Source organism: Acetobacter oryzifermentans (assembly GCF_001628715.1).
Lineage (GTDB): Bacteria > Pseudomonadota > Alphaproteobacteria > Acetobacterales > Acetobacteraceae > Acetobacter > Acetobacter oryzifermentans.
This window is the reverse complement of sequence record NZ_CP011120.1, coordinates 1-13,623: the sequence shown is the minus strand read 5'-3', so window position 1 is coordinate 13,623 and position 13,623 is coordinate 1. Positions and strand designations below refer to the sequence as shown.

General features: G+C 48.4%; 12 protein-coding genes and 1 tRNA gene. 5 read left to right on the top strand and 8 right to left on the bottom strand.

Translation table 11 applies throughout. The annotated features are described in order from the left end of the window. Nucleotides 1-27: 27 nt before the first annotated feature. The 3 genes from WG31_RS00065 to uvrA form a co-directional block, all read right to left on the bottom strand. Nucleotides 28-1,326, bottom strand: a complete 1,299-nt coding sequence (locus WG31_RS00065; protein ID WP_082823092.1) for a YncE family protein — start codon at nt 1,324-1,326, stop codon at nt 28-30. A gap of 107 nt (nt 1,327-1,433) precedes the next feature. Beyond that, nucleotides 1,434-2,273, bottom strand: a complete 840-nt coding sequence (locus WG31_RS00060; RefSeq protein ID WP_063353243.1) for a creatininase family protein — start codon at nt 2,271-2,273, stop codon at nt 1,434-1,436. Continuing rightward, nucleotides 2,273-5,137 (bottom strand): excinuclease ABC subunit UvrA, encoded by a 2,865-nt coding sequence (gene uvrA / locus WG31_RS00055; RefSeq protein ID WP_063353242.1) that lies wholly within the window; start codon nt 5,135-5,137, stop codon nt 2,273-2,275. Before uvrA ends, WG31_RS00060 begins: the two co-directional genes overlap by 1 nt. A 238-nt stretch (nt 5,138-5,375) precedes the next feature. On the opposite strand from uvrA, the gene WG31_RS00050 reads away from it, so the two are divergent. The 4 genes from WG31_RS00050 to WG31_RS00035 are packed head-to-tail and all read left to right on the top strand — an operon-like array spanning nt 5,376 to nt 7,683. Further along, on the top strand, nt 5,376-6,335 hold the full coding sequence (locus tag WG31_RS00050; protein WP_063353241.1) for a tetratricopeptide repeat protein: 960 nt from the start codon (nt 5,376-5,378) through the stop codon (nt 6,333-6,335). A 14-nt stretch (nt 6,336-6,349) separates the two neighbouring features. Beyond that, the gene (locus tag WG31_RS00045) at nt 6,350-7,054 is read left to right on the top strand and encodes an LON peptidase substrate-binding domain-containing protein (RefSeq protein WP_006116601.1); all 705 of its coding nucleotides are present in this window, start codon (nt 6,350-6,352) and stop codon (nt 7,052-7,054) included. A 26-nt stretch (nt 7,055-7,080) separates the two neighbouring features. Beyond that, entirely contained in the window at nt 7,081-7,266 is a 186-nt protein-coding gene (locus WG31_RS00040) for a Trm112 family protein (RefSeq protein ID WP_003623252.1), read from the top strand. A 30-nt stretch (nt 7,267-7,296) separates the two neighbouring features. Then, a complete protein-coding gene (locus WG31_RS00035) occupies nt 7,297-7,683 on the top strand; it encodes a hypothetical protein (RefSeq protein WP_063353240.1) in 387 nt (128 codons plus the stop codon). Between the two features lie 29 nt (nt 7,684-7,712). On the opposite strand, the gene WG31_RS00030 is transcribed toward WG31_RS00035, so the two are convergent. Together WG31_RS00030 and WG31_RS00025 are read right to left on the bottom strand one after the other, a co-directional pair. Beyond that, complete coding sequence (locus WG31_RS00030) at nt 7,713-8,954, bottom strand: multidrug effflux MFS transporter (RefSeq protein WP_063353239.1); 1,242 nt, start codon at nt 8,952-8,954, stop codon at nt 7,713-7,715. Between the two features lie 135 nt (nt 8,955-9,089). Further along, complete coding sequence (locus WG31_RS00025; RefSeq protein WP_006116598.1) at nt 9,090-9,614, bottom strand: Spy/CpxP family protein refolding chaperone; 525 nt, start codon at nt 9,612-9,614, stop codon at nt 9,090-9,092. 241 nt (nt 9,615-9,855) lie between these two features. Here WG31_RS00025 and WG31_RS00020 point away from each other — a divergent pair, with 241 nt between their 5' ends. Continuing rightward, nucleotides 9,856-10,335: a YaiI/YqxD family protein gene (locus tag WG31_RS00020; RefSeq protein ID WP_063353238.1), complete on the top strand. Its 480-nt coding sequence runs from the start codon at nt 9,856-9,858 to the stop codon at nt 10,333-10,335. A 111-nt stretch (nt 10,336-10,446) separates the two neighbouring features. Here WG31_RS00020 and pgm read toward each other — a convergent pair whose 3' ends face one another. The 3 genes from pgm to WG31_RS00005 all read right to left on the bottom strand — a co-directional run bounded on the left by pgm (nt 10,447) and on the right by WG31_RS00005 (nt 13,254). Beyond that, nucleotides 10,447-12,114, bottom strand: a complete 1,668-nt coding sequence (gene pgm / locus WG31_RS00015; RefSeq protein WP_063353237.1) for a phosphoglucomutase (alpha-D-glucose-1,6-bisphosphate-dependent) — start codon at nt 12,112-12,114, stop codon at nt 10,447-10,449. A gap of 372 nt (nt 12,115-12,486) precedes the next feature. Further along, nucleotides 12,487-12,562: transfer RNA gene (locus WG31_RS00010), tRNA-Ala, on the bottom strand. Nucleotides 12,563-12,621: 59 nt separating this feature from the next. After that, nucleotides 12,622-13,254, bottom strand: coding sequence for a Maf family protein (locus WG31_RS00005; protein ID WP_035353107.1), 633 nt, complete (start codon nt 13,252-13,254; stop codon nt 12,622-12,624). Nucleotides 13,255-13,623: the final 369 nt, after the last annotated feature.

The window sequence follows — 13,623 nt, the reverse complement described above, 5'->3', positions numbered from 1 at the left end:
TTCAAAAACATTCTTTAGGTTCTACTTTTAACGTAAAATACCTGTATGACCGATGCAATACCGGCCAGGCTGCGGCCATACGGTAAGACCGTGGGGTTCCGCACCAACCGGGATTTTGATCATGGAACCATCATCGGTGTTGATTCTGTAAACAACATCATCAAACCGCCCGGAAAGCCATAGGCTTTTACCATCTGCGCTTACATTCCCCATATCGGGGCTACCCCCACCAGGAATAGGCCAATCAGCCACAATCTTGTTGGTTGCAAAATCAATTACAGAAACACCACCAGCCTTGCTATGCGGCTTACCATGAATTTTATGAGAACCACGGTTAGCTACATACATTTTTGTACCATCGCGGCTAGGATACAAACCGTGCGTACCCACACCCGTATGGATAAAGCCTGTTTCCTTAAACGTATCCCCATCAACAAGGAAAACGCCGTCTGCCATCATATCCGCAACGTAAAAGGTTTTTCCATTTGGAGAGATCAGAATATCCTGTGGCATGCCACCACTTGAAAGCGCCAGATAACCCAAAACTTTCTTATTTACGGTGTCAACTTTTACAAGGTGCCCCCCAAATTCACATGTGAAAATGGCATAACGTCCATCAATCGAGAAATCAGCATGATTCACGCCCTTACATTGCGGAACTTCAACAGATTCCTGCAAAGCCATTGTATGCGGGTCTCTAAAATCCAGCCGCTTACGCGCCTCTGCTACAACAATGGCTGATTTGCCATCTGGCGTAAAATACATGTTGTAAGGATCGTCCACCTGCACAGCTGGCCCAGGCTTGGCTGTGCGCGGATCTATTGGCGTCAGGCTACCATTTGTTGTGCCTTCTGCATTATTGGTTACCCATAATGTGCGTAGATCCCACGATGGCACAACGTGTTGTGGGCTTTTACCAACAGAAAAACGATCCACTACTTTTGAAGTTGCAGGATCAATAACAGAAACATCATTTGAGCGCAGATTTGGCACATAAATACGCGCTGGATCTTGTGCTACTTCCGGTGCAATATTATCGGCCCGCGTTTCACTATAAAGGTTATTTGGATCAATAACGGGGGGCATACCCGGTATTGTTTCAATCTTTGTAGCTAAAGTTGTTGCGTTTTCCGGAACAGGGGTAGAAACGGGTGCGGTTACAGGTGCAGGAGCTTCAGCCACCGGAGGCTGAATCGGCGGAGCCACCGGCGTTGTATCCTGCGCAAATGCTGCCGTTCCAGCGCTCATTACCGCAGCTAAAGTCGTTGCTGCTATCAAATAGGCTTTGGAAGCCATTACACTATACCTCATTATCTCTGGCACCATGATTTATCTATTATATCAGGTTGGATTTATCATGGTGCCTTAATAAGGTCTATTCTAATCTTTTTTAAGTAGAAAACCTACCTTCTACTCTATAAAACAACTTCCACTTATTTATTTCGCGCATCGTTAATAGCAGAAATTGCCGCAGTTATCTGCATATTGATACCTATTTGCCCCAAACTGGCCGATGCTTTACGCGGATCTCCCCCATAAATACCCTGCACGCTAGATGGCGTGCCAGATTTTTGTAATGCATCCAGTCTTACCATTGTTGGATCAATCGCCAGCATGAGTGATGTATCACTTATATCTGCATGCATACCAACATCTTTTGCATATCCATGCTGGCTAAGCCACTGAGCATACTGATGCGGTATGACGCTATAATATTGCTTTACATAAAGAGCCTGAACTTGGGTGCCAAACCACTCCTTATTAAGTTGCGTAGCCACTTTATCCAAAGATTTCTGATAACCGCCATGATCGCCAATAAAAACAATCAGACGGAACCCTTGTACCTGAAAACTTTTTGCCGCAGACGCCATCAATTTCTCAAAAACATCTGCGGGTATTGTGATGGTTCCCGGAAACTTCATGTGCGAAGTGCGGGGAGAAATCCCACCTTCTGGAACATATGAAACAACTGGTGCTACAAGGATTTTTCCGGATTTTTCAGCTATCTTTTGCGCTATGTCCATAACACGTGTGTTATGCTTGCCAACAGCTATATAGGGCCCACTCTGTTCTGTTCCACCAACGGGAATAATAATAGTTGTAACCCCGCACGCAATATCAGACTGAATTTCTGTCCATGTCTGTTTTTCAAACAGCACAGAAGAGGGCAGGGCAGAGCATGCTGTTTCTGCCACTGCATTGCGCGTTTCTGCTCCATTTGCAAACAGAGCAGAAAACCCGATAATAGCTAAAGAAAAAAAAGATTTTTTCATTATTTTTTCACTAACAGTGGAGCAAGAAACCGGCCTGTGTAACTTTCCGGGCATGCTGCAATATCTTCTGGTGTACCTTCGGCAACAATTTGTCCACCACCATCACCACCTTCTGGGCCAACATCTATAATCCAGTCTGCCGTTTTTATAACCTCCAGGTTATGTTCGATCACAACAACTGTGTTTCCCTGATCAACAAGAGCATGCAAAACCTCCAGAAGTTTTCTTACATCTTCCGTATGTAACCCTGTTGTTGGTTCATCCAGAATATACAGAGTGCGCCCCGTTGCCCTACGTGCCAGTTCCTTGGAAAGCTTAACACGCTGCGCTTCTCCCCCTGAAAGGGTCGTGGCCTGCTGCCCTAATGCGACATATCCCAACCCAACTTTTTGCAAAATGGCCAGCCTATCCCTAATACGAGACTGGGCTGAAAAATAAGGGAGAGCTTCATCCACACTCATGGCAAGCACATCGGCAATGGATTTACCGCGGAACTTAATATCAAGTGTTTCACGGTTATAGCGCTGCCCTTTACAGGCATCACACGTTACAAACACATCTGGCAGAAAGTGCATTTCAATTTTAATAACACCATCACCTTGGCATGCTTCACAACGCCCACCTTTTACATTGAAGGAAAAGCGGCCGGGTTTGTAACCCCTTGCTTTACTTTCAGGAAGTTCCGCAAACCAATCTCTTATGGGTGTAAAAAGATCTGTATAGGTTGCCGGGTTGGAACGCGGTGTGCGCCCAATAGGGGATTGGTCAATATCAATAATCTTGTCTAGCAGCTCCATCCCCTTAATGCGCTTATAAGGTTCTGGAGATGTGCCTGCCCCCATCAACTGGCGAGAAAGTGCTTTATAGAGTGTATCAATAACCAGTGTAGATTTTCCGCTACCCGATACACCAGTTACACAGGTGAACGTACCAAGCGGAAAACGGGCTGTTACATTTTTCAGATTATGGCCTGTAGCACCTTCAACTGTCAGAATTTTCTTTTTATTTATTTTCCGACGTTCAGCAGGAACATCAATTTTCTTGCGCCCAGAAAGATAGGCTCCTGTCAAACTATCGGGAGATTTGGCAACCTCTGCTGGTGTACCTTGGGCAACAATTGTACCACCATTCACACCCGCACCCGGCCCCATATCCACAAGCCAGTCTGCACTTCTAATGGCATCTTCATCATGTTCAACAACAATCAGAGTATTTCCAAGGTTTTTCAAACGCTGCAATGTGCCAAGCAGACGTTCATTATCACGTTGATGAAGGCCAATAGAAGGTTCATCCAGAACATACAAAACACCTGTCAGCCCGGAACCAATCTGACTAGCAAGGCGAATACGCTGGCTTTCCCCCCCAGAAAGGGTTGCTGAACTTCTTGAAAGGGTAAGGTATTCCAATCCCACATCATCAAGAAACTTCAAACGTTCTAAAATCTCACGCAGGATACGGCGTGCAATTTCGGCCCTTTGCGGCGTAAGGGTTGGCAGAACTGTATCAAACCAATCCAGAGCTTGCCCTATAGGTAACTCACAGGCTTGTGCAATATTCTTATGAGCTACACGCACAGAAAGCGCCTCTGGCCGCAATCGCGCACCTTCACACACATGACATGCTTTTTCAGATTGATATCTGGAAAGTTCTTCCCTTACCCACATGCTTTCTGTAGTGCGCAAGCGTTTTTCTAAGCTTTTAATAACACCTTCAAATGGTTTGGAAACAACATAGCTTTTCCTGCCATCTTTATAGGTGAAATCTACATTTTCAGAAGTGCCATAAAGAATACCGTCTCGCACATTTTCTGGAAGATCCTTCCATGGTGTATCCATATTTACAGAAAAATGCTGTGCCAAACTTTCAAGCGTCTGTTCCAATAATGGAGATTTCGCATCTTTCCATGGCGCTATAGCACCTTTTGTAAGACTAAGGCTTTCATCCGGCACAATAAGATGCGGGTTGAAGTAGGTTTCCACACCAATGCCATCACAAGCCGGACACGCCCCTTGTGGCGCATTGAAAGAAAATAGCCGAGGCTCAATTTCTTCCAGTGTAAACCCACTTACTGGGCAGGAAAAATGTGATGAGAAAACAAGCTTTTCTGTTTTCTTGTTTTCATCTTTTGAAACTTCTTCAGCATACACAATGCCATCAGAAAGCCCCAAGGCTGTTTCAAGGCTGTCTGCAAGGCGCGTTTCAAGCCCTTCTTTTACCACAACACGGTCAACCACAACTTCTACAGTGTGGCGTAACTTTCTGTTCAGGCTAGGAACATCATCAACTTCGTACAGCGTTCCATCTACTTTTACGCGTGTAAAACCTTTACGCTGAAGCTCTGCCAGTTCCTTCCGGTATTCCCCTTTTCTATCACGAATAACGGGGGAGAGAAGCATCAGGCGTGTTCCCTCCGGCAACGCCATAATACGGTCAACCATCTGGGTGACTGTTTGCGCTTCAATTGGCAACCCGGTAGCTGGAGAATATGGCACGCCTGCCCGCGCCCAAAGCAAGCGCATGTAATCGTAAATTTCCGTAACAGTACCAACGGTAGAACGCGGGTTTTTTGATGTTGTTTTCTGCTCAATAGAAATTGCCGGGGAAAGACCCTCTATGGAATCTACATCCGGCTTGCCCATCAACTCCAGAAACTGGCGCGCATAGGCCGAAAGGCTTTCCACATAGCGGCGCTGCCCTTCAGCGTAGATTGTATCAAACGCCAAAGAAGATTTGCCAGACCCAGAAAGCCCAGTCATGACTGTCAGCTTATCACGCGGGATATCAATATCCACGTTTTTTAGATTATGAACTCGCGCACCACGCACCCGGATGCTCTGCTGACCGGAAAATTCTGATTTTTTCATGTAAGAAATCTGCCGCCGTTCCTGTTTTGTCCTAGTATGCCGCCTAAGGCCACCTTCATGCAATGCGTGATAAGGCGGCGACAGCCATTGTCTTTAATCTGATATGGGCAAGCCATGCCCTAATTGCCATTGCGCATCATGCTCTGATTGACCATCTAGAACATATAAACAGATCAAAGTCGGCCAGAAGGATATTTTCCATACTGACCGCAGCATTGGATTAAGGATACAGGAACATATGGAACACCTTCTCGGTCAGCCGCAGTCTGATACACAAAACGGCACCATAGCACCTCAGAGCACGGCACCCGTGATTACGGATGGGTCTCAGGCCACATTCATGCAGGATGTGATTGAAGCAAGCCGTTCTGTTCCTGTGTTAGTTGATTTCTGGGCAGATTGGTGTGGCCCATGCAAGCAACTTGCTCCTGTGCTGGAAAAAGTGGTGACAGCAGCACGTGGCAAAGTGCGCTTGGTTAAAATTGATATTGAAGCAAACCGTGCTCTAGCTGGGCAGCTTGCGCAGGTTGGCTTGCCGCTACAGTCTATTCCATTGGTTGCGGCCTTCTGGAAAGGGCAGATTCTGGATCTGTTCCAAGGCGCTTTGCCGGAAAGCGAAATCAAGAAGTTTGTCGAAAACATTCTAAAAAGCAGCGGTGGCGGCATTCTGCCTGCAACAGAACAACTGCGTGAAGCAGATGTGGCGCTGGAAACTGAAATGCCAGCCCGTGCGGCAGAACTGTATTCCTCTGTTATTGGGGAAGAGCCAGAAAACCCACGTGCATGGGGTGGGCTTATCCGCGCGATGTTGGCGCTGGATGATGAAGATGCCGCTGTTGCCGCTCTGGCAGATGTACCTGCTAAAATAACCGATAGCCCGGAAGTGGCTGGCGCACGCGCTGCGCTGGACCTGAAAAAGGAAGGACGCAAGGCGGCAGAGGAAATGGAAAGCATTCACGCACGCCTTGCCGCCAACCCGGAAGATTTTGAAGCACGCTGCGAACTGGCAACAGCCCTGAATGCTGCCGGAAAACGCGAAGAAGCCGCGAATGAACTGCTACATATCATCAAGGCAGACCGTAACTGGAAGGAAGGGGCTGCCAAACAGCAGCTTCTGCGTTTTTTTGAAGCATGGGGTAATGAAGAACCCGCAACTGCGGTTTCGCGCCGTCGTCTGTCCTCCATGCTGTTTTCATGAGGATGTAAAACTTTTTGGCTGCAGTATTTTTTCAAGATGAAGATGACATCCCCCGGCGAGTTCCCAAACTAGGGGATGTCACTTTAGCCGATATCCCTCCGGAAATTGGTCTGTTTCCGTTAAGCGGCGTTGTTCTTCTGCCACGAGGAAGACTGCCGCTTAACGTATTTGAACCACGCTATATTGCATTGGTGGAAGATGCACTGGCAACGCAGCGCCTGATAGGCATGATCCAGCCGCGTTGGCGGGAAGAAGAAGATGAAGCGAACAGCGCCCCGCCACTGTACCCCATAGGGTGCCTTGGCCGGATTGTTTCCTTTACTGAACGCGCCGATGGAACTTATGCCGTTACACTTGCAGGCCTTACGCGCTTTAGGCTCCTGCGTGAAACAGGAGAAACACGTGGGTATCGGCAAGCAAGGATAGATGTTTCCACTTTTGCTGGGGATCTGAACGAAATTCCGTCTGCTCCGTTTGACCGGGAAAAGCTTCTGGGCTCCATGCGGCGTTATTTCCAGAAAAAAGGGCTACAGGCACGTTGGTCTCTGCTGGAACAGATGGATGATGATATCTTGCTTGTAACATTGCCCATGATCTGTCCTTTCCCTCCGGCAGAAAAACAGGCATTGCTTGATGCCGAAGATCTAACTGACCGTGTGCGGGTGCTGCAAACACTGCTAGACCTGTCTGGTCCGGAACAGGAAGGCCCGCCTTCCTGAACCTTTTACTGAGGAACAGAGAACTGATGTCTGACACACCTCCGCTTGATTCCCGGCTTCTTTCGGTGCTTGTGTGCCCTGTTACCAAAGGGCCTCTGACTTACAATGCTGAAACAAATGAACTGATCAGCAAAAAAGCTGGTCTTGCCTTTCCTATCCGTGATGGCATCCCCATCATGCTGCCAGATGAAGCACGCCGCCTAGAAAGCTGATCTCACAGTTTTCTCTTTTTCTCCTTTACAATGAACCCGTCCATGCTTCTGGCGAAAAAAACAGGCACCCTGATCGGAAACCTTCTATTGGTCTCTCCACTGCTGGTGGCATGTCACGGGCCTATTGAGGGGGAAAATATTGACGTTCCCCCAGAGCGGCCAGGACGCTTTTTGCCCGAAGCTGCTCCGGCAGAAGCCAAGGCGGCAGAACAGGAAGAAAACCTGCGAGAAGCCCAAGCCGCCCGTGAGGGCAAGCCAGCAGAGGCTCAGCCCCCCAAACCTGAAGAACGTTACGAAACACTGCCCGATGCAGGTTCTGGCGCTATTGGATCCATGGAAACAGAAGACGGGCATACTGTTACCCCACAAACCCAAGCTATTTACGGCAAACCGTCTGATAGGTCTTCTAGCCATTAACGTCAGAGATCTTCCCTGCGCGCTTTAATTTAATATTCATGCTCTGCTTTGTCTGTATGCCTGCGGCGCAGGATATTGGCACAGACCATGCCGATAACACCTGTCATCATGCCAATAGCTGTTGGAATAGCGCCGCCTCCGGGCAAAATACCCACCAGAACACTGCTTAATGAGCCAAGGCTAAACTGCATTGTGCCAAGCAAGGCAGAAGCACTACCTGCCTGATGTGCATGGCGTGAAAATGCCATTACGGTACCGTTTGGCCCAATAAACCCCAATGCGCCGGTAATGCATGTAATCAGCCCACATGTCAGCCACGGATGCGCAAGACCTGCCAAACCGGAACAAGCCACTACCACAAAAATGCCGCCCATCACCAAAGCCCAGACAATGGCGGCCTCTAGCAAAGCAGGCATGGCAAACCTATGCACAAGTCTGCCGTTAATCTGGGTTCCCAAAATAAAAGCAGCAGCATTTGCACCAAAAAACACGCCAAAAGCTGTGGGAGAAAAATGAAGAACCTGTTCAAACAGAACAGGCGCGCTTCCCAGATAGGCGAACATCACAAAAGTAGAAAATGTTGTGATAAGCGCATTGGAAAGAAAAACAGGTTCACGCAGGATCGTGCGGTAACGGGTAAAAATTTCGAAAGGCGCCAAGCGCATCCGATGCGCGGGGGACAGCGTATCTGGCAGCATGTATATAATGCCAACCATACCCAGAATGGCGTATAGGGTGCCACTCCAGAATATCCACCGCCAGTTCCCAAATTCCAGCACCAAGCTCCCCATGCTGGGGGCCAACACAGGCATCACACCAAACACCAGTGTAAGCTGCGCCATAATATGCGCACCTTTTTTGCCGGTTGCCACATCTCTTACAATGGCACGCGGAATAACTGCGCTGGCAGAGCCACCAAATGCACCAATAAAACGCATGATACAGAACAGATGATAATCCCGCACCACAGCACACATGGCAGATGCAACAGCAAAGACTGCAAGCCCTATAACCAAAGGAACCTTGCGCCCAAACCTATCTGACAGCGGGCCTTGAGAGAATTGACCAAACGCCAGCCCTAGAAACCATGCCCCCAGTGTAAACTGAGCAGAACCAGCGCCACCGCCCAAATCCCGTTCAACATCAGGAAAAGCCGGAAGATACATGTCTGTAGCAAGTGGGCCAATTGCCGTAACAAGCCCCAAAAGCAGGATAAGCTGCAGCGGCAGCCCATTTTTAAAAAGGGCAGGATGGGTAGAAGATGTTGTCATGATATCAGGCACCGAGAAAAAACGTTCTGTTTTTTCTCTTGATCTGCACCATTTGTCTATGAATGCAGACACAACGCATCAATGCTCAGGCATAAAAAAAGCTGCCAGAATATCTGGCAGCTTTTTTGTAGAAGCTTATTTGCTTTCGGTTGCGGCCGGCGGAGCCGGAGGTGCACCATTTCCGCACATTGGCGGCATCTGGGGTTCAGGGCGTTCGGCAATCTGCTTCAGCTGTTTCTTGGTCAGAATATCATGAACCTGCGTTTCAACCTGCAGGCGCTGTGTTGCACGCTCGGTCTGCATGGTGCTGATCTGCTGTTCAATCTGCTGCAACTTAGCCTGATCAACCGGACCCGGTGTCGTCAGCACTTCACGTTCCTGCTGGTGCAGGCTGTGAATCTGCTCCATGTCCGCTTTCGGGTCTGAAGGCTTGTTTGCATCAAAAATAGCTTTCAGCTTTTTCTTCTGAGCAGAGGTCAGCTTAACGCCATCCAGATTCAGAATAGGACCACCCATCCCATGATGATGCATCGGACCACAGCCCGGGCCACCCGGCGGAGGTGCGCCAACAGCCGGAGAGGCTTCCTGTGCGTGTGCAAAAGAAACTGCTGAGGTCATCATTCCCAGCGTCAGCGCTGTAGCCATCAAAACTTTTTTCATCAGATTCGCCTTATAAAATCTTTACCGTAACAAAGTGCATAAACACCTTGTCTGCTTTTTGACTAATGACAAAGGCTTGTGTCTGAAAAAAGGCATAAATTTAAAAGAAAAATGTTCTGCTTTTGCTTCTGGATAGAAAGATTGCGTGCAAAGTATCCCCAACTTTACATAATAAGGAAGAGATTACCCCATGCTAAAGCCGTAATTTGCGATTGCAGCCTTCCTGCTGCACATTAGCTATATGATTCGTATTTTTGTTGATTCTGACGCGTGCCCCGTAAAAAACGAGGTCTATCGTGTGGCCAGTCGTTACAATCTGCATGTTTTCATTGTCTCAAACAGAATGATTATGGTTCCAGATTCACCTCTGATTGAGCGCATAGTGGTAGATGCAGGGCCAGACATGGCAGACGATTGGATTGCCGAGCGCGTATCAGACAGAGACATCGTGATTACAGCAGATATTCCGCTGGCAGCGCGATGTGTTGAAAAAGGCGCCTATGTTCTTGAGCCTAAAGGGCGAATTTTGGATGAAGATGCCATTGGTATGGCGTTGGCAGTGCGTAACCTGATGACAGATTTGCGTTCAGCCGGTGTCATGACACCGGGTGGAAGCGTATTTGGAAAAACAGATCGATCCCGTTTTCTTTCCGCTTTGGATACGCTGGTAACTAAAGCACAAAAGCCCCGTTTACGCCCACTGACATTTCCAAATGAATAAGTAGCTTAAGCAGTAGAAGAATAAAACGCCTGCCGGTACACTTGATGCTTACTGAGGAGCCGCCAACACCAACCATGCCCCAATGAAGGGACATGGGAAGTGATGCTAAAATCAGCCCGCTTTCTTTTCAGCTACCTGAGCAAACAATGCAGAAATTGCGTTTTGCGCTTCAGTCTGGATAGCCTTGAGGTGTGCCTCGCTCTTGAAGCTTTCAGCATAGATTTTATAGACGTTTTCTGTACCCGATGGACGCGCAGCAAACCAGCCATCTTTAGCTGAAACCTTCAGGCCACCAATGGCTGCCCCGTTACCCGGCGCGTTAGTTAGGGTCGTGATGATCGGCTCTCCCGCCAGTTCGGTCATGCCGATCTGCTCAGGAGATAGATTTTTCAGGATAGCCTTCTCCTCCGGAGTAGCCGGGGCATCAATCCGCGCATAGTACGGCGTGCCGAGACGTTTTGTCATGTCCTCATATGCAGCCCCGGGGGTACGCTTGGTACGAGCGGTCATCTCGGCTGCAAGTAGGCCAAGAATAATGCCGTCCTTATCTGTACTCCATACCGTACCAGCACGGCGCAGGAAGGACGCGCCTGCGCTTTCTTCCCCACCAAAGCCCAATGTGCCGTGGTACAAACCATCAACGAACCACTTGAACCCGACTGGCACCTCCACCAACTTGCGGCCGATTTCATTAGCCACGCGATCAATCATGCCGCTGCTAACCACCGTTTTGCCCACGCCTGCATGGGCGTTCCAGTTTTCACGGTTTTTGAACAGGTATTCAATCGCAACGGCAAGATAGTGATTGGGATTCATAAGCCCGTATTTACCCGACACAATGCCATGACGGTCAGCATCAGTATCATTGGCAAAAGCGATGTCGAACTTATCCTTCATCCCGACCAAGCGGGCCATAGCATAGGGAGAAGAGCAATCCATGCGGATCTTCCCGTCCCAGTCAGCAGTCATGAAACGAAAGGTCGGATCTACTTCCTTGCTAACAATCGTAGCATTGATGCCGTATTTGTCTATGATCGGCTGCCAGTAATCCACTGCAGCCCCACCTAGCGGATCGATACCTATGGACACGCCGGATTCCCGAATGACATCCATGTCCACCACGGCAGCTAAGTCATCCACATACGGGGTAATGTAGTCATGGCGCTTTGTGGTGGGAACTTTCAGCGCCTCTTCAAGGCCGACGCGCTTTACGCCTTCCATGTTCTTGGCCATGTAGTCGTTGGCCGCGTTTTCCACCACCTTGGTAATATCGGTATCCGCCGGCCCGCCATGGGGAGGATTGTACTTATAGCCACCATCTTCCGGCGGGTTATGCGATGGCGTAATAACCACGCCATCAGCCAAATCACTACTGCGGTCGCGATTATAAGTCAGAATCGCGTGCGAGATGACTGGCGTGGGAGTATAGCCATCCTGCGCATCAATGCGAACTTCCACGCCATTTGCCGCAAATACTTCCAGCGCGGATTTTAACGCTGGCCGCGAGAGCGCATGAGTATCAATGCCGATAAATAGTGGCCCAGTAATGCCGGTGCCCTTGCGGTAGTCAGCTATCGCCTGACTGATCGCCAGAATGTGGTTTTCATTGAAACTGGTGGTCAACGCAGACCCACGATGCCCCGACGTACCAAACGCAACACGCTGCGTTGCAATAGCAGGATCAGGCTTACGGGTGTAATAGGCATCAAGCAAGGCATCGATATTAACAAGGCGGTCTGGATCGACCGGCTTGCCGGCAAATGGGCTTATGCTGGGCATTAGCTGCTCCCGAAATACAATACGAAAAAGCGTATATTTTCTTACAGGCCGATATCAACAGCGTCCACCTGCATCCCCAAGTAGGGCGACCTGACGACACATAGAAATTGCATCACGTCTTCAAAACAGAAACACTAGGTAGAAATTTCCACCATGAAAGTGCCTTATATTTATATTGAGGCGCATTACACAGAATATAGTGTTCTCAATTTTATAATATAAGTATTCACATTTACTTAATAATTGTGTATGTTTCATGCTAAAATATAAGATATATATTTGGTAAGAAACTATATTATTTATCTTAACAGAAGGTAAAAACCTATAAGTGATTACTATCTTCGCAATTTTATTGGATATTTCGACGGGAACTGGTGGAGCCAATCGGGATCGAACCGACGACCTCCTGAATGCCATTCAGGCGCTCTCCCAACTGAGCTATGGCCCCACATCGTTCTTGTGCACAGCCTCTTACATGGTCTGCCCATAACAGGCAAGCCCCTATTTTCAGTAAAAAATCACCTTCATCTCTCTCAACACTTCAAGAAGCGGCAGAAGAGGCAACCCCTGAATGGAAAAAGAATCTCCTTCTATATACGCAAAAAGCTGCAAACCTGGCCCTTCCAACCGATATGCACCCACAGAAGCCAGACACGCAGGGCCTTCGGTTTGCAAATAGGCGTCCAGAAAAGCTTCAGAAAACAAACGCATGGTCAAACGGGGCTGGTCAACATGCTGCCATACCACCTGACCATTCCGACAGAGTGCAACCGCCGTATGTAAAATATGGGTATGGCCTCTTAACGCCAGAAGTTGCTCACGGGCCTGCGCCAGATCCTTAGGCTTATCATACCATATGGAATCGCAGGACAACATCTGATCTGCGCCAATAATAAAAGCATCTGGCTGCTGGACAGAAAGCGCCTTGGCCTCAGCCAACCCAAGAGCTACAGCCTCAGGCTTCCATCCCTCACGTTTGCCTGCAGCTTTAAGGATGTCTTCATTTACATCTCCAACCTGGACATCAAAATCCAGTCCAACATCCTCAAGCATCTTGCGCCTAGAAAAAGAACCACTCGCCAAAAGCAGTTTCGAATCTCTGTTCTGTAATGGAGTCGGCATTAGTACTAAATCCTGCATCAATTCGAGTCCCGTTCAGGTACTCGTAAAAAAATGGCCTGTGAGTACTCACCTGAGTACCGGGGTACATGTGGATTGTACGGAACTCATAACTGCGACGTACCGAGTACCGGGCACAACCCTTTAAAACGATAAACCGGTGAGTTGTACACAACCCCGTACGGGTACTTTCTGGATAACTTCAAAAAGTCCTTGTTTTCCAATACCCTAAAATCTGTACACAGTGTGGGAAAGCTGGGGTACATTTTTGGAATACCGGGTACCCCACCATTCACAGTACTTTTAAACAACTACAAACCTATTTCTTTCTTTTTTTATAGGAAGAGGGGCGTGGACAGTGTGAACAAAGACGTGGCAGGACATCTAAGC